Below are 23,452 nucleotides of genomic sequence, written 5' to 3' on the forward strand. Positions count from 1 at the left end.
CGGAGGTCGCAATTGCGGCGTAGCTCACCGAATTCAAACTGGTCGTCGCTCTAGCTGGGGGATCGCTGCCTGCAACCGCTCACCGTCGATCCCTTGCTCTCGCGCGACCGCATACGGCATCACGATCCTGGGGACGCGACGCAGCGCGGCGGCCACCGCTAACACGGCGTTGATGCCGGTTGCATCGAGTGGGGGAAGACGCAGTTCATCGAGTTGAAGCAGGACCCGTGACTCGCCGAGCGGCGCCCACAACCAATGTGGCACCCGGCCGCCACGACGCCGGGGCTGTTGCCCGTCGCCAACGCCGTTGCGCGAGAGGTCGAGCACCCGCAGCGATGGCATGCCCTCACCGCTCACCAGGGCTGCCAACCACCCGTGTGCAGGAGCGTCCTCCTGCGGCCGGTCATCTCGCGCGCCCGCTAGCAAGGCGAGATCCAAGCACCGGAGACTCGGCAGCTCGCTCGAGTCACCAAGGCCGACGATCGCGTCGTAGCCGCTGACGCGAATCACCTCGAGGTCTGCGTGGCTGCAGTCCGCCAGCAGCCTGCGTCCGCGGATGTCCAGCTCTCGCAAGTACGGCAGCGCATCCATCATTGCCCGGCAGGCATCTGATTCCACGATCGTGGGGAAGTCGACGGCGCTGGGCTGCAGCTCGAGGGTCAGCGTGCGAACGGGCCACAATGACTCGGACACGACCTCGGCGATCGACGCCCCCTGCAACGCGTGGGAACGCAGGTGCAGCGTCGGCAGGAAGCTCGTCGCCTCGCAATTGAGCACCTTCCGCAACAGGTCGTGGGGCCGAAGTTGCTCGGCGATCTCGAGCACGACCGAGCGACAATAGCCGTAGCGCCACTCGACGGTCACGGCCCTGCGGACCCCCGCCGAAGCCAGCTCGCCGGCCCATGCTCGGCCATGTCGGTCGTAGAGGCGGTCGCGCGCGGCCTCGAGCTCGGTCCGTTCGGGTCCGTTCGCTATCGCTTCAATTCGCTGTTCGATTGCGATCAGCTCGCCCCGGGGATCGCCGCGGCCCAACAACACATCGGCATGGACGGCCCACGCCTCGCTGCCGGGATCGAGGAATTCGAGCTCGAGTGCGCCGTCCATGCTGTGGTCACCGCGAGCTCAGCCGGCCGCTGGCCGGACCAAGAATCTGCACTTTGGAGGCTCTCCGCCCGTTATCCTGGCCAGCGATCCGCGACATGACATCACGCGTCAGTCCCCGTGGGCGTTCGGGCGATCGCCTGCGCCATCGCCTGCGCGTCTTCATCGCTGAGCTCGTCGAGCTGGGCGACCAGAGCGTCGAGCGCATCGTCGGTTCCACTCACCTCGACGACATCCGCCTGATCCGGCACCAGCTGCCCCATGAAGAACGCGACCAACGCGTCGACGCTGGGGTGCCGCCAGATCAGCGTGGGCTCGGTCTGAATCCCCAGGGCCCGCGCGAGCCGCTCGGCGAGCTCGACGGACATCAGCGAGTCGAGCCCCAGATCTTTGAGCGGCCGGGCCAGATCGACGCGAGCGGGCTCCTCGCGCAGCACGGCGGCGACCTCGGTGAGCACGCGCTCGCCAACGACGACCCGCCGCCGCGCTGGCACCAGCTTGGCCAGCTCGGCCAGCTGCGCGGCAGAGTCGATTGACGCGACCTCGGCCCGCGCCGCTGGTGGCATCACGGCGATCACCGGCGCGCCCTCACCCGTGAGCAGGTGCCCCAACAACTCCAGCGCCTGCGCGGGCGCGAGCGAGCCGATGCCATCGGCGGCCAAGCGATCCAGTGAAGCCGCCCCGCCAGCGCTGCGTGCGAACCCGAGGCCCTCCCAGCCGCACCACCCAACGCTCACGGCCGGCAGCCCGCGCGCCCAACGATGCTCGGCCAGGCCGTCGAGCGCCGCGTTTGCGGCTGCGTAGCTCGCCTGCCCAGGTAGCCCGATCCAGCCGCCGAGCGAGCCAAACAACACGAAGAACTCGAGCTCGCGCCCACGGGTGAGCTCGTGCAGGTTCCAGGCGCCGAGCAGCTTGGGTCGCAGCGCGGCTTGCAGCTGCGCGGCGGTGTGCTCGAGCAGCGGCGCATCGGTGAGCACGGCGGCGCTGTGGATCACACCGATCACGTGGACGAGCTCGGGGGCCAGCGCGTCGCGCAGCGCGGCATGATCGGCGATGTCGACGGCCAGGTAGTGCAGCTGCGAGCGACCGCTTGCCGCGAGCCCGTCCACGAACGCCGCGGCCGCGGGGTCGAGTGATCGCCGACCCAGGATCACGACTCGATCGACGCCGCGCTCGACCAGCCAGGCCACCACCGCGCGACCGATGCCGCCGAGCCCCCCCGTGACGATGACCGTGCCCGCGCGCGGCTCCCAGTCGAGGTGCGTCACCGGCTCTGGCTCGAGCGTGGGCACCAGTCGGGCCAGACCATCCGGGCCCGCGCGCAGCGACACCGAGGCCGGCGACGCCTCGGGTTGGTTGTGAAGCTCGGCGGCGAGCCCGGCACGCTGGACCGGGTCATCGAGGTCCCCGAGGTCGATCGTCCGCAGGCGAAGGCCGGGGTGCTCGGTCACCGCCACGCGGGCCAGACCCAACAGCGCGGATCCACCGATCGTCACGCCCTCGGTGTCCGCGGTCGCGTGCGCGCGCTCGGTGACGATGACCAGCTGGACCGCGTCGCCGCGCGTGCGCTGGAGCTCGACGCAGGCTCGCGCCGCCGCGATCACCTTCTCACACGCGGTGACCGTTGCCGCGTGAGGGCCATCAGGCTGGGCGCCGTCGGCCCCGAACACCACGAGGATCCCACGTACATCTTCGGGCGGCTCCGCTTCAGCGCCGTGGGCGACCCGACCGATGCTGTCGAGCGTGTGCGCTGCAGCGCCGCGAGCCGGGACACCGTGAGTGGCGAGCGCCTCGAGCACCGCCGCGCGCGGGCGCTGATCAGGACAAACCACCAACCAGGTCGGCCCCGCGCCCTCACGCGGCGCAACCCCACGCGGCGCAACAGCAACCGGCCCGAGCGGACGCCAGCGACGACGGCGGAGCACGCTGCTCTCGTCACGGCGCACACGCGCGAGCCGGATCCCGCTGAGCGCCGCCACGACGGCACCGTGGGGATCGAGCAGCCACGCGCGACCCTCGAGCTCCCCTGCCCCACGACCGACTTGGCTGACCTCGGCGTGGATCTCAGCGGTGGTGGCCAGCTTTGTGGGGTCTAGCTGCGCGACGGCGAGCGCCGCCGTCACGAAGCTTCCGTCTTCGCCAACCGCCGCGAGCACGGCCTGAAACGCCGCGTCGAGCAGCGCGGCCCGAGCTTGCCCAGGCGCCACCCGAACCCGCGCCGACAAAGGCCCGACCTGCGCGGACGCGACCGCGCGCAAGCTGGGCAGGTACGCGACCCCACGCTCGGCCAGCGCGCGGTAGTGCTGCTCGGCGTCGTGCTTGGTGTACGGTGCGGGTGCGGGTGGCGTGTCCTGGCTGAGATCCGGTGAGCACCCTGCGACGCGACCGAACACGCTCGCGGCGGCGTCGCTCGGGCCCAGCGAGAAGCCCGGGCCACGCAGCTCGAGCCGCACCCGCTGGTCGCCGGGCACCGGGGCGGCGAACTCGAGCTGCTCGATCTTCACCGCCGCACCCGCGCCGGCCTCGAGCATCGCCCACGCGCGCAGCACCAACTCCAGGACCACGCCCGCCGCGACGATCGGCCGGCCACCCACGGCGTGAGCGCCCAGGACGTCGACCCGGGCCGGCTCGAAGCTAGCGACGAGGTCCGGCTCGGCGTCGCGTGGACTTGGCTGCCGCTGCAGCGGTCGCGCCCGCGGCCAAAACCGCCGCCGCTGCCACGGGTAGGCCGGGAGCTCGGCCAGCACCCCGGGCTGCTCGAGCGCGACCGCAAACCCATGATTGTGCAGGACCCCCACGGCCTCGAGCAGCACCTCGTGATCCGGTCGAGCGCGGCGCATGCTGCCGACGGCCGTGCACGCTTGCTGACCCCGCGCCTTGGCGATCTGGCGCAGCGGCCAGGTCAGCAGCGGGTGCGGGCTGACCTCGACAAACACCGAGTGGCCCGTCGCGAACAGCTGCTGCGCGGCATCGGCGAAGCGCACGGGGTCGCGAAGGTTGCGGACCCAATAGGCCGGCTGCAATTCGCGGTAGTCCACCTCGGCGCCGGTCACCGAAGAGATCATTCGCACCGAGCTTGCCCGCGGGCGAATGTCTTGGATCGCGGCGAGCAGCTCGTCGGCGAGCGCGTCGATCTGCGGGCTGTGGGCGGCGACGTCGACGGCGACCGAGCGACACTCGATCCCCTGCGCCTCGAGGTCCGCTTGCAGCCGCGCGAGCGCGTCGAGCCCACCCGAGACGACCGTTGACCCGGCGCCAGCATCCACGGCCACGCCCAAGCCGGCGTAGCGATCTGGCGAGGTGGCCAGCGCCCGCTCGGTCGCGGCGACATCGAGGGCAACCGAGACCATGCCCCCCTGCCCCGAGATTCGCCGCAGCAAGGCCGCGCGCGAGCAAGTGATCCGCGCGCCGTCGTGGACGCTGATCGCCCCCGCGGCGACGGCCGCGGCGACCTCCCCCATGCTGTGACCCGCGACCGCGTTGGGGATGACCCCGAGCGCCCGCCAGGTCTGCGCGAGCGCGACCTGCATCGCGTAGATCGCCGGCTGGATGCCATCTACGTGACGCAGGTGGACCTCCAGGGGATCTGGATCGCCCTCGCGCTCGACGAGGTCGATCAGCGACCACCCAAGCAGCGGCTGCATGAGCGCCGAGCACTCGGCCAGCGCCGCGCGAAACACCGGCTGCAAGCGGACCAGCTCGCGCCCCATGCCGACCCACTGCGAGCCCTGCCCAGAGAACACAAACGCCAATTGGGGTCGCGCCTGCGCGGCGCCGAGCGGGGCGCGCTGCGGCGCTTGCAACCGCTCGGCGAGCTGGGCGAGCGTGCCCGCGACCACCACCGCCCGATGCTCGAGGTGGGTCCGCCGATGCCACAGCGTGTGGGCAAGATCCTCGAGGGCGACGCCCCCGGCTTGCACGCAATCACGCAGCTGCTCGAGCCGGGCGTCGAGCGCCGCGGCCGATCGAGCCGAGACCGCGATCAGGTGATGCCGACCGGGACTCGCAGCTCGGGCGAGGGCTTCTCGCCCGCTTGCAGACACCTTCGTAGGCTGGTTCAGCCCGGGCAGCGAGCTCGCCGGGTGCTGGGGGTGGCCGCCAGACTCGACCCCAGCGACCACCAAGTGACAGTTCGTGCCGCCAAACCCAAACGAGTTGACCCCCGCGACCGGGACCCCAGGCCATGGCTGCGGCCGGGTCGGCACCCGCAGCTGCAGCCCGTCAAAATCGATCGCGGGGTTGGGCTGCTCGAAATTCAAGTTCGGCGGGATCACCCCCGCTTGCAGCGACAGCACCACCTTGATCAGCGAAGCCACCCCCGACGCGGCCTCGGTGTGACCAATGTTTGGCTTGATCGAGCCAAGCCACAGCGGGTCACGGCGGCCGCGGCCAAGCTCGAGGCCGATCGCCCGCGCCTCGATTGGATCACCAATAGCCGTGCCGGTCCCGTGGCCCTCGACAAATGAAACAGTGCGCGGGTCGACCCCAGCGCGGGCGTAGACATCACGCAGCAAGCTGCGCTGGGCCGTCTCGCTTGGCACCGTCAGCCCTTCGCTGTATCCGTCATTGTTGACGGCGCTCGCGCGGATCACCGCGAGGATCGGATCCCCGTTGGCCACCGCGTCTTGGTAGCGCCGCAGCGCGACCACGCCGCCCCCTTCACCGCGCACGTAGCCGTTGGCCCGAGCGTCGTACGCAAAGCAGCGCCCGCTGACCGAGGTCCCGCCAAATTTCGACATCGCCACGCCCACGTGCGGGGTCAACATCAGGCTCACCCCGCCCGCGAGCGCCAGCGAGGTCTCGCGATCGAGCAGGGCCTTGCACGCGAGGTGAACGGCGACCAGCGACGACGAGCACGCGGTGTCGATGGCCATGCTCGGGCCGCGCAGGTGCAGCGCGTGAGACACCCGCCCCGGCACGACCCCCAGATGCCAGCCCGTGCCCGAGTGCTGCTCGATGTCCTCGATCCCGTGCAGCTTCTCGTAGTCGTTCCACATCGCGCCCATGAACACGCCCGCGTCCGAGTCGCGCAGGCCATGGGGGGCGACGCCCGCGTGCTCGAGCGCCTCCCAGCACAGCTCGAGCGCGAGCCGCTGCTGAGGATCGATCTGCACGGCCTCGCGCGGGCTGATCCCAAAGAACTCGGGATCGAAGCCGTCGACGGCCGGCAAGAACCCGCCGACGGCCGTGACCATCTTGCCCGGCGCGCGCCGATCTGGATCGACGTAATCCGCGGCGCGCCAGCGCTCGCGCGGAACCTTGGACATGGCGTCCTGCCCCGCGACCAACAATTGCCACAGCGCGCGCGAGTTGGGGGCGCCGGGGAACCGACAAGCGAGGCCAATGACCGCAACGAGGCCGTCGGTGAAGGGATCGTCACTCATCCGCCGCTGCGCCACGGTAACCGAGCGCGGCCCGCCAGCACAAGGTGTTCGCTGGCCCCGGAGAACCAGTCCACGAAGGTGTCCGCAAACGGGCGAGAAGCCCTCGCCCTAGCCTCAGAGCCCAGCCAATTGTTGAAAGTGCAGGATCACGAACTGCGCGGGTTCGATCGGCGCAAACCCAACGACGACGTTGACCACACCATACTCGATCTCCGTTGGCGAGGTTGTCTGCGCGTCACACCTGACGAAGAACGCCTCTTCGTTCGACGCGCCTTGCAGCGCGCCCTGGCGAAACAGGCGGCCGAGGAAGGCCTCGATTCGCTCGCGCAGCAGCGCCCACAGGGCCTCGTCGTTGTGCTCGAACACCGCCCAGCGTGTGCCCCAATACAGGCTCTCTTGGATGAACAGCGACAGTCGGCGGACGCCCAGCAGCTTCCACTGCGAGACCAACACGTCGGCGCCACGACCCGTCCGCGCGCCCCAGATCACCGGACCCGCCGCCGCGCGCACCACCAACGCGTTGACGCCCGCGGCTTCCAGGGTATCGAGCTGGTCCGGGGCAAGGGTCACGTCGAGCCCGCTGACTCCAAACATCGTGGCCTCGAGCCCCGCAGGTGAGGCCCAGACCCCCCGCTCGGCGTCGGTCCGCGCGATCACCCCGGCGACGGTGCCGCTCGGTGCAAACGAGCGCGGGCCGTGGATCGGATCAGGACAGATCACGCGGGGGTAGTAGAATGCTGTGTTGGGCGTGCGCAGGAACGTCAGCCCGGTCAGGTTGACCGCGTCGTCAACTCTCGACCATGCGAGCGGCGGATCGACCAGCAACATCGCGCGATGGTTCCTGCAATAGCTAGCGGCGGTCGCCAGCACGCGGGGGTCGGTGTCCAGCGTGCGGCTCTTGGGCGGGATCACCAGCAGGTTGATCATGTCGACCTGCTCGAGCCGGCTGATCGCGCCCTCGTAGTCGCGCACGTCGCCGTTGCGTCCGTCGTCGCCCCCCGTGAACCTGGCCCGCGTGACCGACACCGGCCTCTGATCGCTGATCTGAGCCACGCGCACGAGCTCGGAGCCGCGCGCCAGGACTTCTTCGACATAGCGGGGGTGCTCGGGGACAAGCGATAGATCTTCGAAGATCTCTGTTGCGATCACCGGGTCCAACGGGCCGCTCGCGCTTGGATCGAGCGCCTCGATCATCAGGTGAAAGCCGCCCGAAGTGACAGCATTCGTGGCTCCGGGCGGGTCGTAGGACACGCTCGCGCGCAGGGTGTCCCCCCAGGCGCCGGGGTTGGCGGCCTCGAGCTGCAATGCCACCGCCGACTGCGTGTCAGAATCCCCGGCCGAGTCCCCAGCCGAATCCCCAGCCGGTTCCGCGGCCAATTCGACGGTCGAGCTGCTCGCGCCCGTCGTCACGCGCGAGATCAACGCGTGCGACCCCCCGTTTTGGAAGAACTGCCAGACGGCGTAGCCAAGCTCGCTCTGCGCCCAGACGCCGCCGCAGCGGTGCTCGAAGTCCGCGTAGCTAAAGCAGCGAATGGGCGCGAACACGTCGCCCCGCTCGGTGCGGCCGACGAACGCGGTGATCGACGTGGGCACGCCAGTGATCGCCCGCGCGTCGCATGGCGGCATCTCGAGGCGGACGCTTGGAAAGGTGATCACGACCGGCATGTGGTCTCTCCCTGCGCTTCGTCAGCGCATAATTGCAGTCTACACAAAGTCTGTTCGGCGCTACGCCAATACCCCAAATGACGCAAAACCAGCGGACGCGCATGCGCTCGAATTGCGCGGCTTGTGGCACCGACATACCATCGCCACCGATGACCTCGCGCGTCGCCGTCTCGCTGTGCCTGCTCACGCTCTCGCTCGGTTGCCGCTCGGGCGAAGCGCCGGCTGCAACCAAGGCGGCCCAACAGACCGAGCCCGCGCCCCAGCCAACCCTTGCTCCGCCGCCTGCCCCGCCGGTCGAGCTCGCGACGGGCCCCGCGACCGCGCGGTTCGTGAGCCTGTCCGATCTTCACTTCGATCCCTTCCTCGATCCAGCGCTGGTCCCCAAGCTCGCGGCCGCCGAGGCGATCGAGTGGGGTCCGCTGTTCGAGGCGCGATATCCGTCACCCGGTGCCGCCAGCGGCACCGCTGGCCCGGCCACGCAGCTCGGCAGCTACGGCGGCGACACCCCCTACCCCTTGTTGCGATCCGCCCTCGCCGCGCCCCAGCACGCGAGCGGGTGGCCGCCCGACTATGTCATCATCTCGGGCGACTTCTTGGCCCACTCGTTTCGGTCCCGCTATCAGGAATTGACCGGCGACGACAGCGACGCGGGGTATCGTGGGTTTGTCGACAAGACCCTGCAATTTCTGACTGTGGAGATCAACACCAGCTTTCCGGGAATTCCGATCATCCCCGCGCTTGGAAACAATGACTCGTATTGTGGTGACTATCTGCTCGAACCCGGCGGCACGTTCTTGCAAATGTTGGCGTGGCTGTGGGCGCCCCTGGCCCGCGGCGGCCCGGAGTTCAGCCAGACCTTCACGGCCGGTGGCTGGTACGAGGTCCCGCACCCCAAGCTGGAAGATCACCGCCTGATCGTGCTCAACACCGTGTTCTTCTCGACCAAGTACGCGAACTCCTGCGCCGCGAGCCCAACTCCAAACGCCCCCGATCCCACGACCGATCCCACTACAGTCCAGCTCGAGTGGCTCGCCCAGCGCCTCGCGGCGGCCGAGGCGGCCGGCCACAAAGTCTCGCTCATCTACCACATCCCGCCGGGCGTCAACGTCTACTCCGCGGTGCATGCGAAGACCCCAGGCTGCCCCCAGACATCCGAGCTGTTTTGGCGCGACGAGCCCTCGACGGCGTTCCTGGCCCTCGTCGATCAGTATCACGCAATCATCCTCGCCTCGTTCGCCGGGCACATCCACACCGACGACTTTCGCCTGACCTACCCGGCCGCCAAGCCAGACACGCCCACCGGCTTCATCCACGTCACCCCTGCGATCAGCCCGCTGTTTGGCAACAACCCGGGCTTTCAGGTGTTCGACTACGATCCCAGCAGCGGGGCGCTGCGCGACTTCACCACCTACGCGCTCCCGCTTGGGGCGGCGGCTCCGAGCTGGCAAGCCGCGTACTCGTTCAACGCCGCCTACGCGACTGCAGCGGACACGGACAGCGACTACGACCTCGTCGCGCTGGCTCGCACGCGCGCGCGCATCTCCACCGACCCGGCGGTCCGAGCCAAGTACATCGCGTTCAACCCGGTCGACAACCCAGACGCCAACCAGATCAACGCCGACAACTGGCGCACCTACTGGTGCGCGACCGGGACCATGACCACGACCGAGTTCGGCGCCTGTATGTGCCCGGAGCCAACAAGCGACTGACGCGTCGCTCATGACCGCTGCACCGCACGGTTGCAGCGCCGCGCTTGGAACTCGATCGGGGTATTTGTCTGGGTGTCAAGTCGAACAGAGGCCGCGATGGTCACCCGCGCGAGCCAGGCTCGATGCTGCGCATCTGTTTTGTTTCCGCGCGACCGGGTCGGCGACGACGTGCATTCGCGTGATCCGCGATCGAGATTGAAGACTCGGTAAGAACGTGTTCACGGGTGTTCGCGATGAATCGTGATCTTTTGTCCGCGTTCTCCAAGCAGGCGCGATCCGGCACATCCGACTCGACACCGCGCACGTCACCCGGCGCGCGGGTGGGGGGCGGTTGGCCAACGCGTGAATTTTTCGATGCCGACCCGCGCCCGTAAATGAGATCGGCAGCGCCCAAATCGTGGTGCAACGCCAGGCCTGGCGGCGGTATGGTGTACCCCCTCAGCCGCTCGTGCGGCTCGACCGCTGGTCGCTCGGTCCCTTCGCTATTCTCACCGATCCAAGGTGGCATGCCCGGCCTCCACGACACTCCCCATTCTTCGATCTCCGCCTCCGTGCTCCGAGACCTCCGGTTTGTCCGAGCTCTCCCGAGTGGTCGGGCACGACGGGATCACACGCAGACAATTCGCTCCTGAGAGACCGCGATGATTCAAGGTCCACGAGATCCCCGATCCAAGGGTTCCGACGAAGACCACGAGCCGGTGTTGAACTGGCTCTTGGAGGCCATGAGTCGAACCCTTGGGATCGAGCCTTCCCGCGTCGATCCCAACACACGATTCCGCGAGTTCGGCCTCGACTCCGAACAGATCACCGGGCTCGTCGCCCGGCTCGCCAGTCACATCGGCCACCCGCTGTCACCGGTCGCGCCGTGGGAGCACCCAACCCCGCTCGCGCTGGCTCGGCACGCCGTCGCGATCCAAACCTCGGTCTCGCCCTCGCCCGGCGCAATCGTTGGCGGGCGCACGAGCGCGCTCGCCGGTGGCCTCGGCGCGTCGATGAGCACCGAGCCAATCGCGATCGTCGGAATTGGTTGTCGGCTGCCGGGCGGCGTCTACAACCCCGAGCAGCTGTGGGAGCTGCTGTGCACCAAGGGCACGGGCGTCAAGCAAGTCCCCAGCGATCGCTTCGACGTCAAGGAGTACCTCGACGTCGATCGAGCGGCGCCCGGCAAGATGACCACCCGCTGGGGTGGGTTCTTGGATCAGGTCGATCAATTCGACGCGACCTTCTTTGGGATCTCGCCGCGCGAGGCCCAGCTGATGGACCCGCAGCAGCGCATGGGCCTCGAGCTGTCGTGGGAGGCGCTCGAGGACGCTGGCGTCGATCCGCTCTCGCTGCGCGGCGGCAACGTCGGCGTGTTCGTGGGGGCGATGTGGTGTGACTACGCCCGGCTCACCGCCGACGAGATCACGGACATCGATCAGCACACGGGCACCGGCGCCGACACCTCGATCATCTCCGGTCGCATCTCGTACACGCTTGGCCTCGAGGGCAACAGCCTCACGGTCAACACCGCCAGCTCGAGCTCGCTGGTCGCCGTCCACCTCGCGTGCCAGAGCCTGCGCGCCGGCGAGACGACCATGGCGATCGCGGGCGGCATCAACTTGATCCTCACGCCGCACGGCACGGTGGTGATGACCAAGCTCGGGACCCAGAACCCTGCCGGCCAGTGTCGGGCGTTCGACGCGGCCGCCAACGGCTACGTCCGCGCCGAGGGTGGCGGCCTGGTGATCCTCAAGCCCCTGAGTCGGGCGATCGCCGACGGTGACCGAATTTACTGCTTGATCCGCGGCAGCGCGGCCAACAACGACGGCTTCTCCAACGGCCTGACCGCGCCCAACCCCAAGGCCCAAGAGTCGGTGCTGCGCGCGGCGTTGGCCAACGCGCGGGTCAACCCGGCCAGCGTTCACTACGTAGAGACCCACGGGCCTGGCACGATCCTCGGCGATCCACTCGAGGCCAGCGCGCTCGGGGCCGTGATCGGCTCGGCCCACCCGGCCGAGAGCCCGCTGCGGCTGGGCTCGGTCAAGACCAACCTCGGTCACCTCGAGGCGGCGGCCGGGATCGCGGGCCTGATGAAGACGGCGCTCTCGCTGTTCCATCGGATGCTCGTGCCCAACCTGCACTTCGAGCAGCCCAACCCGCACATCCCCTTCGAGCAATTGCACCTCGCGGTCCAGACCGAGCTCGAGGGCTGGCCGTCGGGCAATGAAGTCCCGCGCGCTGGCGTCAGCTCGTTTGGCTACGGCGGATCAAACTGCCACACGGTGCTCGAGGCGGCGCCCAAGTCCGAGGCGCTGCTGCTGCCGCTTGGCTCGGTCACCGCTGCCGGTCTGCGTCGGCAGGTGCTCGCCGCCCTCGACTTTGCGTTCGAGCTCACGACCTGGAACGAGACGGCGGCGCTGTGTCGCGCGCTCTCGGAGCGAACCGGCCCGGGCCAGCATCGCGTCAGCTTGATGCTCAACGCGCCCGAGCAGCTCGTCGACGGGCTCTCGGCGCTGCTGGCCGGCGGCCTGCGCAACCTCGAGGCCGCCCCGGACAAGCCCCGCTTGGTGTTCGTGTGCTCCGGCCACGGCTCGCAGTGGTTGGGGATGTCGCGCACGCTGTTGCTTGGCGAGCCCGTCTTTCGTGGCGCGCTCGAGGCCGTCGATCGCGAGGTCGAGGCCATCTCCGGGTGGTCGGTGATCGACGAGCTGCTCGCCGACAGCATCCGCTCGCGTCTCGACGAGGCCGCGGTCGTGCAGGTCGTGCTGTTCGCCGTGCAGGTCTCGCTTGGTGCGCTGTGGAAGTCGTGGGGCGTCGAGCCCGACGCGATCGTCGGGCACAGCGTGGGCGAGGTCGCGGCCGCGCACCTCGCTGGGATCTTGTCGCTGCCGGACGCCACGCGGGTCGTGGTCGAGCGCGGTCGCGTCGTCGCGCACCTCGCCGCCGGACGCGGTGCGATGCTGGCCGTCGCGCTGCCAGAGTCCATGCTGCTCGAGCGGCTTGGCGACACCGCCAAGGATCTGGTGATCGGCGCGTTCAACAGCCCGCGGTCAACGGTGCTCTCGGGCCCGCGCCAGGCGATCGAAGACGCAGAGTCGCTGCTCGCCCAGCGCGGCGTTCGGATCCACCGGGTCGAGATCGACTTCGCCTCGCACAGCCCAGAGATGCTGCCGCTCGTCGGTCCGCTCGAGACCGCGCTCGACGGGATCAGCCCGCGCCCAGCCCGGATCCCGATGGTGTCCACGGTCCTGGCCCAGACGCTGTCCGGGCCCGAGTGCACGCCCTCGTACTGGGGCCGAAATTTGCGCAGCCCGGTCCGGTTTCGCCAGGTCGTCGAGCAGCTCGCCGACGCCGGCCCAACCGTGTTCGTCGAGCTCAGCTCGCACCCGACCCTGCTCAAGTCGATCGAGCAGGTCTACGACGGCAGCCCCACCCAATACTGGGCGCTGCCCTCGTGCTGGCGCAACGAAGACGAGCGCGGGAGCATGCTCAAGAGCCTGTCCGAGCTGTTCGCGCTCGGGTTCGAGCCCGAGTGGCCCGCGGTCTGGAGCCACGCGCCGCAGCTCAAGATGCTGCGGCCCGAGATCGAAGAGCGCATGCACGATGCGGTCGGCGATCACGAGGTCGAGATCTGGGAGGTCGAGAGCCGCTACCGCGTGCCGCTGTTGATCTCGGCCAAGGGTGAGCTCGCGCTGCGAGCCCAGGCCGAGCGGCTCCACGCGTTCTTGCTCGCGCACCCAGACGTCACGCTCGCGGATCTCTCGCACTCGTTGGCGACCACGCGCGCCCACTTCGAGCGCCGCGCGTCGGTGACCGTGACCGACATCGCCGACGCGCTCGACGCCCTCGACATGCTCGCGCGCGGGGCCTCGGACGCGCGCACGGTCGAGGGTGAGGCCCGCGTCAGCGGCAAGGTCGCGTACGTGTACTCGGGCCAGGGCTCGGAGTGGCCCAACATGACCCGCGCGCTCGCGCAGATCTCGGATCGGTTCCGCGAGCAGCTCGAGGCCTGCGATCGGGCGCTGTCCGAGCACCTCGACTGGTCGGTGCTCGACGTGCTCAACGCGGTCGAGGGCGCGCCCAGCCTGGATCGCACGGACGTCGTGCACCCGGTCCTGTTCGCCGTGAGCGCGGCGTTGACCACCCTGTGGCGGCTTCGGGTCGGTGTCGATCCCGACGGCATCGTTGGCCACAGCATCGGCGAGGTCACGGCCGCGTTCGTGGCCGGCGCCCTGAGCCTCGAAGACGCCGCCAAGATCGTCGCGCTGCGCAGCCGCGCGCTGGCGCGGCTGACCGGCCGCGGCGCCGTGGCATCGGTCCCGCTGTCGGCCGCCGAGCTCGAGCTCCACCTCAAGCCCCACGCCGAGCGGGTCGCGATCGCGGCCTACGACGGGCCCAACGCCACGCTGATCGCTGGCGACACAGAGGTCATCGAGTCGCTGCTTGGCGAGCTCGAGTCCGCCACGCGCCTGCCGATCAACTATGCCCTCGCCACAACCCAGATCGAGGGCGTGCGCGACGAGATCCTGACCGCGCTCGAGGGCATCAAGCCGCGCGCCGTGGTCACGCCGCTGTACTCGACCGTTCGCGCCGAGAAGCTCGTGGGTCGCGAGCTCGACGCCGAGTACTGGTACCGCAACGTGCGGATGCAGACCCGGTTCGCCGACACGATCGCCAAGATGCTGGCCGACGGCTACCGCTTCTTCATCGAGGTCAGCCCCGACACGATGCTGCGCGAGGCGCTCGACGCCTGCTTCCTCAAGGCCGAGGTCACCGGCGTCGCGGTTGGCTCTTTGATGCGCGGTGAGGGCGGCCCGGCTCGGCTGATGCGCTCGCTCGGTGAGCTCCACACCCGCGGGCTCGAGATCGACTGGACCAAGATCTCGGCCGGGCGCCGGATCACGCTGCCCACCTACGCGTTCCAGCGCAACCGGTTTTGGGTCGACGCCAAGCAGCAGCGCCGGCCAACCGCCGACGCGACCACGGTCGAGCTGCCGGCGGCCGACGTTGGGTTTTGGAACGCGGTCGAGACCGGTGACCTCGACACGCTCGCGAACGCCCTGAACGTCGACGACGAGCTGCACCGCAATTCGCTCGCGTCGCTGCTGCCGGCCCTGACCTCGTGGCGGCGCAACCATCAAGAGCGGACCACGCTCAACGCGTGGCGCTACCGCGTCGGCTGGAAGCCCATGCAGACGGCGCCGGCGCTGGGCAGCCTGACCGGCGTGTGGCTGCTGGTCACCGCGTCCGAGCCCGAGGACCCCGAGCTCGTCAACCTCGTCAGCGTGGGGATCACCGGCGCCGGCGGGACCGTGATTCGCGTGCCGGTTGACGAGGACGAGCCCGACCGCGAAGACATGACCAACCGGCTGCTGCGCGCCGGCCTCGAGCACTCGCCGCCGCGCGGGGTGATCTCGCTGCTCGGCCTGGTCGAGGATCCGCTCCCCGAGCAGCCAACCTTGCCGGCCGGGCTCCCGCTCAACCTGGTGCTCACGCAGTCGTTGGGTGACGCCTCGATCGAGGCGCCGCTGTGGTTGCTGACCCGCGGCGCGGTCTCGATCGGTCGGGCCGACGCGCTGTCCAACCCGCTGCAAGCCATGGCCTGGGGCCTGGGTCGGGTGATCGCGCTCGAGCACCCTGATCGCTGGGGCGGCCTGATCGATCTGCCGCTGACCCTCGACCCCAAGGCCACGCGCAGGCTGCTGGCGATCCTGAGCCAAGAAGAGCGCGAAGATCAGCTGGCGATCCGCAACACCGGCGTGTTCGTGCGTCGGCTCGAGCGCGCGCCGCTGACCGAGCTGGCCGAGGGCAAGCCGTGGAAACCACGCGGGACGATCCTGGTCACGGGCGGGACCGGGGCGCTGGGTGCAAGGGTCACCCGCTGGCTGGCCGCCGCCGGGGCCGAGCACTTGGTGCTGACCAGCGGCCAGGGCCCCGACGCCGAGCTGATGGAGCTTGGCACGCGGGTCTCGTTGGTCGCCTGCGACACCACCGACCGCGACGCGATCGCAACCTTGCTCGATCAGCTCGACGCCGACGGCGAGCAGCTCAGCGCGGTCATCCACGCCGACGGGGCCAGCCAGAACAGCTCGATCAACGACACCACCGTTGACGAGCTCGCGCGCGTGGCCGGGGCCAAGGTCGCGGGCGCGCGCTACCTTCACGAGCTGCTCAAAGAGCACGAGCTCGACGCGTTCATCACCTTCTCGTCGATCGTCGGCGTGTGGGGCAGCGCCCGGCAGTCGGGCTACGCGGCCGCCAACGCCTACCTCGACGCGTTCGTCGAGCAGCGCGCGAGCCTGAGTCTGCCCGCGATGTCCGTCGCCTGGAGCGCGTGGGCAACCGGCAACGCCGACGACGCCTCGCAGCACGAGCTGCGCCGACGCGGGCTCGAGCCCTTGGATCCGCAGCTGGCGTTCCAGGCCCTGCAGCAGGGCCTCGAGCACGGCGACGTGAACCTGACGATCGCCGACGTCGACTGGGCCCGGTTCACCCCGAGCTTCGCCGCCGCGCGCCCGCGACCGCTGCTCGACGACATCAGCGAGGCCCGGGCCGCCCTCGACACCTCGAGCTCGTCGTCCGAGCCCGACGAAGCCCGGCTGCTCGCCCGCCTGCGTGGCCTGTCCGAGACCGAGCGCCTGCGCGCGCTTGTCAACTTGGTGCTTGGCGAGACCGCGGCCGTGCTTGGCTACCACGACGCCTCGCGCCTCGACCCCAACACCGGCTTCGTGGATCTCGGCCTCGACTCGCTGATGGCCGTCGAGGTCCGCCGTCGGCTGCAGCGCGAGACCGGGCTGAATTTGCCGGCGACGCTGGCCTTCGATCACCCTTCGCCGCAGCACGTCGCCAACTTCCTGCTCGAAGGTCTGGCCGCGGCCCTGGGCATGGCCGCCGAGCTCGACGAGGATCAACGCGATCGCGCCGAGGCTCCGCCAACCCACGAGCCCGTTGCGATCATCGGCGTCGGCCTGCGGATGCCCGGCCAGATCGTGGATCTTCGCTCGCTGTGGAAGTTTCTGGCCGCCGGTCACGAGGCCGTTGGCCCGCTGCCGCCAACTCGCTGGAACGTCGACGAGTTCTACGATCCCGATCCCGAGAGCAAGGGCCACAGCTACGTGCGGGACGGCTCGTTCCTCACCGACATCGACCAGTTCGATCCCGCGTTCTTCGGCATCAGCCCGCGCGAAGCCAAGAACATCGATCCTCAGCATCGCAGCTTGCTCGAGGCGTCGTGGCAGGCGCTCGAGAGCGCGGGCGTGGTGCCCAGCTCGCTGCGCGACTCGAAGACCGGCGTGTTCGTTGGGCTTGGGCCCAGCGACTACGACCAGCTGCGCCAGGGGCTTGGCGAGGCCTACACCTTCACGGGCACCCAGACCTCGTTCGCCGCCGGGCGCTTGGCGTTCACGCTTGGCTTGCAAGGTCCGGCGCTGGCGGTCGACACGGCGTGCTCGTCTTCGCTGGTCGCGTTTCACCTGGCTTGCAACGCGCTGCGCAACCGCGAGTGCGAGCTCGCGCTGGCCGGCGGCGTCCAGATCATGGCCGCGCCCGACGTGTTCGTGCAGCTGTCACGGACCCGCGCGCTCGCCCCCGACGGCCGCTGCAAGACCTTCTCGGCCAACGCCAACGGCTACGGCCGCGGCGAGGGGGTGATCGTGTTCACGCTCGAGCGCCTGTCAGACGCGCGCAAGAACGGCCACGAAATACTCGCGCTGGTCCGCGGCACCGCGGTCAACCACGACGGGGCCAGCAGCGGGATCACGGCGCCCAACGGGACCTCGCAGCAAAAGCTGCTCCGCCAGGCGCTCGAAGACGCCAAGCTGTCCCCGACCGACATCGACTTCGTCGAGTGCCACGGCACCGGCACCTCGCTTGGCGATCCGATCGAGGTCCAGGCGATCGCGGCTGTCTACTGTGAGGATCGGACCCCCGACAACCCGCTGCAGCTCGGCGCCGTCAAGACCAACATCGGCCACCTCGAGGCCGCGGCTGGGCTCGCGGGCGTCGCCAAGCTGGTCGCGTGTCTGCAGCGCGAGGCGATCCCCGCGTCGCTCCACACCAAGCCTCGCAACACCCACATCGACTGGCAGAGCCTCGCGGTCGAGGTCACCGACACCTACCGAAGTTGGCCGCGCCGCGAGGGTGGCTCGCCGCGCCGCGCGGGCGTGTCCTCGTTCGGAATGTCGGGCACCAACGCCCACGCGATCCTCGAAGAGGCCCCGCTCGAAGACACCCACGTCGTCGCCCCCGAGATGGCCGTGCCCCCGGAGCTGCCGCTGGTGCTCTCGGGTCGGACCAGCGTCGATCTGGTCGCCCAGGCCAAGGCCCTCGCGGCCCACGTGCGCGAGCTTGGGCCCGACAACGACTGGGCGATCTCGGTGCTCGACCTTGGCTTCTCGCTGGCGACCACGCGCTCGCACTTCCCGATCCGGCTCGCGCTCACGATCGACAGCGACGCCCCGGCCGATCTGTTGCTCGACATGCTCGACGGCTTCGCCAAGATCGGCGCCGAGCCGCGCAACGGCGCGATGACCCCTCGCGAGCACCGCAAGGGCAAGCTCGCGTTCATGTTCACCGGTCAGGGCGCCCAGCGCCCGGGCATGGGCCGCGACCTGTACAACCGCTACCCCACGTTCCGCGACGCGCTCGACACCGTGTGCGCGCACCTGGACTTCCACCTCGATCGCCCGCTGTTCGAGCTGATGTTCTCGGAGCCCGACACGCCCGAGGCCGCGCTGCTCGACGAGACCGGCTACACCCAGCCGGCCCTGTTCGCGCTCGAGGTCGCGCTGTATCGGCTGTGGAGCGCCTGGGGCGTGACCCCGGACATTCTGATCGGCCACTCGATCGGCGAGCTCGCGGCGGCCCACGTCGCTGGGGTGTTGTCGATCGAAGACGCCGCGACCTTGGTCACCGCGCGCGGTCGCTTGATGCAGGCGCTGCCGCGCGGCGGCGCCATGGTCTCGCTGCAGGCCGCCGAGGACGAGGTCCGCCCGCTGCTCGACGCACGGATCGGCATCGCCGGCATCAATGGTCCGATGTCAATCGTGATCTCGGGTGACGAGCAGGCCGCCGGTGACATCGCCGCCCACTTCGAGGCGATGGGCCGCAACGTGCTGCGACTCGCGGTCAGCCACGCGTTTCACTCGCCGCGCATGGAGCCCATGATGGACGAGTTCCGGCGCATCGCGAGCCGGCTCGACTTCAAGCCGCCCAAGATCCCGATCGTGTCCAACGTGACCGGCGAGCGGGCCACCGCAGAGGAGCTGACCTCGCCCGACTACTGGGTCCGTCACATCCGCCAAGCGGTCCGTTACCTCGACGGCGTGCACACCCTCGAGGCCGAGGGCGTGACCACCTTCATCGAGCTTGGCCCGCACGCCGTGCTCTCGGGCATGACCCCGCCGTGTCTGTCCGACAAGGTCTTGCGCCGCGCGGTCGTGCTGCCCACCCTGCACAAGCGCAAGCCCGAGGTCGAGACCCTCAACATGGTCGTCGCTGGGCTTCACGTGCACGGCTACAACTTCGACTGGCAGGCGTTCTATGCCCCCTACGGGCCCAAGCGCGTCGAGCTGCCGACCTACGCGTTCCAGCGCCAGCGGTTCTGGATCGATCGCAGCGAGGGCCGCTCGTCCAACGTGACCTCGGTCGGTCTGACCGACGCCGAGCACCCCTTGCTGGGCGCGGCGATCCGGCTGGCGGACTCCGACGCGATGTTGTTCAGCAGTCGGCTGTCGCTGTCCGAGCACGCCTGGCTCGCCGATCACGTCGTGTTTGACGCGACCTTGCTGCCGGCCACCGCGTTCTTGGAGCTGGCCCAGGTCGCCGCGCTGCGGGTCGGCCTCGATCGGGTCGACGAGCTCACGATCGAGCGCCCGCTCGCGCTGCCAAGCAAGGGCGGCGTGCTGCTGCAGCTCTCGGTTGGCGTGCCCGATGAGACCGGGCGTCGGTCGCTGGTGTTCTTCGCCCGGCCCGACGCCGAGGGCGACACCCCGTGGCGTCGCCACGCCGCCGGCTTCATCGGTCAAGGTCCGCGGATCGCAGACTTTGATCTGCACTCGTGGCCGCCGCCTGGGGCCGAAGAGATCAACTTTGGACCGGGGCTGCGCGACGGCTACGCCGCCCTCGAAGAGGCCGGGCTCGCGTATGGGCCGGCGTTTCGTGGGCTGGTGCGCGCGTGGACCCACGGGAGTGAATTGCTGGCCGAGGTCAGCCTGCCAGAGGGGCCGGCCCGCAACGCGGATCGCTTTGGCCTGCACCCGGCGCTGCTCGACGCGGCCTTGCATCCGCTGGTCTTGCAGTTCCTTGGACAAGACAGCGTGACGATCCAGCTGCCGGTCACCTGGGAGGGCGTCGAGCTCTACGCGACCAGCACCACCGCGCTGCGGGTCCGGTTCACGCCCAAGCTCAGCGAGGGTTCGGTCAGCGTCGCGGTCGCCGACGCCAACGGTGAACCGGTCGCGTTCATCGAGACCCTGGTCACCCGCCCGGCGACCGCCGAGCACGTCCGCGAGGCGTTGGTCGCCCAGCGCTTCGACGGGCTGTACGCGGTCGAGTGGACGATCCCCCTGGACACCGGCGCCGTGGACTCCAGCGGCGAGTGGAGCGTCGTCGGCTCCGACGGCGGCCTCGACCTCGCCAGCACCCTCGCGCGGGCGAGCGTCAGCGTGCGCGAGCACCCGAACCTCGCCGCGATCCAAGCCGAGCTCGACGACGACCGGCCAGCGCCCGAGGTCGTGCTGATCCCCTGGATCCACGCCGTCGGCGACCAGGCCGCCAGCCCCCACGAAGCCACCCACCGCGCGCTCGCGGACCTGCAGACCTGGCTTGGCGACGCTCGCTTTCAAGACAGCCGGTTGATCTTCTTGACCCGCCGCGCGATCTCGACAGAGACCCGCGAGGACGCGCTGGATCTCGCCGCCGCGCCGCTGTGGGGGCTGGTGCGGACCGCCCAGGTCGAGAACGCCGACCGGGCGATCACGATCGTGGATCTCGACACCGAAGAGGTCTCGCTGTGGGCGCTGCCCGCCGCGCTCGCCTGCGACGAACCGCAGCTGGCCCTGCGCGAAGGAATGATGTTGGCCCCGCGGCTCGCCCGTCCGCCGGCCGTGGACCGGCTCACGCCGCCAGCGGGCTCGGCGAACTGGCACCTCTCGGTCTCGACCAAGGGCGCGCTCGACAACTTGATCCTCGCCGAGCGTCCGCTCGAGACCGGGCCGCTCGCCCCGGACGAGGTCCGCGTGGCCGTGCGCGCTGCCGGCTTGAACTTCCGCGACGTGCTCAACGCGCTGGGCATGTACCCCGGTGAGGCCGGCGAGCTGGCGTCAGGGTTGGCGTCAGGGTCGGCGTCAGGGTCGGCGTCAGGGTCGGCGTCAGGGTTGGGCTCGGAGTTGGGGATCGAGGGCGCGGGCGTGATCACGGGGGTCGGCTCGCGGGTCGAGCACCTCGCGGTTGGCGATCGCGTGATGGGCATGATGCCCGCCGCGTTTGGGCCGGTCGCGATCGCGGATGGCCGGATGCTGGTCAAGGTGCCCGAGCGGTGGAGCTTCGAGCAGGCCGCGGCCGTGCCCATGGTGTTTCTGACCGCCTACTACGCGCTCGTCGAGCTCGCCAAGCTCGAGCGGGGGCAGCGGGTGCTGATCCACGCGGCGACGGGTGACATTGGCCTCGCCGCGGTCGCCCTCGCCCAGCACCTTGGCGCGGACGTGTTCGCCACCGCGCCCGAGCGCAAGCTCGCCGCGCTGCGCCAGCTTGGCCTCAACGAAGAACACATCGCCAGCTCCGAGACGCTGGGCTTCGAGCAGAAGTTCCTGTCAGCCACGGGCGGCCGTGGCGTCCACGTCGTGCTCGACAACCTCGACGCCGAGTTCGTCGACGCCTCGCTGCGGCTGCTGCCAGAGGGTGGTCTGTTCGCCGAGCTCGGCGTCCGCGAGACCCGGGATCCCGCGCGCGTGGCCTCCGAGTACCGCGGCGTCAGCTACCACGCGGTCGACATCACGCGGCTCGATCCAGCGCTGATCCAAGCGATGTTGACGAAGCTCCTCGCGCTGTTCGAGGTCGGCGCCCTGTTCCCGCTCACGACCTCGGCCTGGGACCTGCGCAACGCGGGCGAGGCGTTCCGCTCGCTCAGCAACGGCGCGCACGTCGGGAAGTACGTGCTCGAGATGCCGCGTGGGTTTGATCCCGACGGGACCGTGCTGATCACGGGCGGCACCGGGGCGCTCGGCTCGCTGGTCGCCAGGCACGTGATCGCGCGCCACGGTGCGCGCCACCTGCTGCTGGTCTCGCGGCGCGGCGGCGACTCACCCGACGCCAAGCACCTCGCCGTCGAGCTCGAGCTGCTCGGCGCCACCGTCACGCTCGCCGCCTGCGACGTCGCCGACCGCGACGCGCTGCGCGAGCTGCTGGTCGGCATTTCGCCGAAGCACCCCCTCACTGCGGTGTTCCATGTCGCAGGCGTCCTCGATGACGGCGTGCTCACCTCGCTGACCGCCGATCGGATCGATCGCGTGTTCCACCCCAAGGTCTCGGCCGCGCTCGCGCTGCACGAGCTGACGGTCGAGCTTGGCCTGGAGCTGGCCGCGTTCGTGCTGTTCTCGTCAATCGTTGGGATCATGGGCAACGCAGGGCAAGCCAGCTACGCGGCCGCCAACACGTTCCTCGACGCGCTCTCGGCACGCCGCCACGCCGCGGACCTGCCCGCCACCAGCCTGGCTTGGGGCCCGTGGGGTGGTGAGGGTATGGCCGCGCGGCTCTCGGACGCCGACCGGGCTCGCATGCGTCGGCGCGGCATGGTCCCGCTCGCGCCGCTCGACGGCCTCGCGCTGCTCGACACTGGCCTCGCCCGACCCGACGCCTTGCTGGTTCCCGTTCACCTCGACACCAGCTCGGTCAGCACCCACGGCGAGGCGCCGCCCACGATGTTGCGCGGGATGGTCCGCGCGGCGCCGCGTCCACGCGCGACCGCGTCGGTGGCTGCAACATCGTCGTCGACGAGCCTGCAACAGCGCCTTGCGATCATGACCGAGCCGGAGCGCGACCGGGCGCTGCTCGATCTGGTCCGCTCGGAGATCGCCTCGGTGCTGGATCTCGGTCGTCCAGAGAGCCTTGGCCCCGATCGTCCGCTCAAGGATCTCGGGCTCGACTCGCTGGTCGCGGTCGAGCTGCGCAATCGGCTGCAGACGGTCACTGGCCTGCGGCTGCCGTCGACGCTGCTGTTCGACTATCCAACCCCCGGGGCGCTCGCAACGATGATCCGCGGCGAGCTCTCGCTCGCGGACGTCGGGGCCACGATCAACCCGGCGGTCAGCACCGAGCTCGACCGGCTCGAGACCATCCTCCGGGCGATGGCGACGGAGTCGACTCAACGCGGCGCAATCGCGGACCGCCTACAAGGACTGCTCGAGTCGTTTGTGGGGAAAGTCAGCCTCAGGAACCCAGAGGTAGCGGACGCTCCAGAGACCTTTGATGAACTCAGCGACGAAGCACTGTTTGCCATGATCGACACCGAGATTGATGGGATGGGATCGTGACTAACTCCGACGACAAAAAGCTTCGCGCCTATCTCGAACGGGCGACCACAGCGCTTCGGCACACGAAGCAGCGGCTGCAAGA

Annotated in this window: 5 protein-coding genes; 2 read left to right on the forward strand and 3 right to left on the reverse strand. The window is 69.7% G+C overall.

The genetic code is table 11. The features are described from left to right. Positions 1 to 33 precede the first annotated feature (33 nt). The 3 genes from DB30_RS20960 to DB30_RS20970 all read right to left on the reverse strand — a co-directional run bounded on the left by DB30_RS20960 (position 34) and on the right by DB30_RS20970 (position 8,150). The gene (locus DB30_RS20960; protein WP_052551733.1) at positions 34 to 1,104 is read right to left on the reverse strand and encodes a hypothetical protein; all 1,071 of its coding nucleotides are present in this window, start codon (positions 1,102 to 1,104) and stop codon (positions 34 to 36) included. Between the two features lie 101 nt (positions 1,105 to 1,205). Continuing rightward, on the reverse strand, positions 1,206 to 6,485 hold the full coding sequence (locus DB30_RS20965; RefSeq protein ID WP_052551735.1) for a type I polyketide synthase: 5,280 nt from the start codon (positions 6,483 to 6,485) through the stop codon (positions 1,206 to 1,208). Positions 6,486 to 6,599: 114 nt separating this feature from the next. Next, a complete protein-coding gene (locus tag DB30_RS20970; protein ID WP_052551737.1) occupies positions 6,600 to 8,150 on the reverse strand; it encodes a phage tail sheath family protein in 1,551 nt (516 codons plus the stop codon). A 149-nt stretch (positions 8,151 to 8,299) separates the two neighbouring features. Between DB30_RS20970 and DB30_RS20975 the strand changes: the two genes are divergently transcribed. Further along, positions 8,300 to 9,859, forward strand: a complete 1,560-nt coding sequence (locus DB30_RS20975; RefSeq protein WP_052551739.1) for a metallophosphoesterase family protein — start codon at positions 8,300 to 8,302, stop codon at positions 9,857 to 9,859. A gap of 641 nt (positions 9,860 to 10,500) precedes the next feature. Next, positions 10,501 to 23,370, forward strand: coding sequence for a type I polyketide synthase (locus DB30_RS20980; RefSeq protein ID WP_052551741.1), 12,870 nt, complete (start codon positions 10,501 to 10,503; stop codon positions 23,368 to 23,370). Positions 23,371 to 23,452: the final 82 nt, after the last annotated feature.

The sequence above is a fragment of the Enhygromyxa salina genome, from assembly GCF_000737335.2.
Taxonomy (GTDB): Bacteria; Myxococcota_A; Polyangia; order Nannocystales; family Nannocystaceae; genus Plesiocystis; species Plesiocystis salina_C.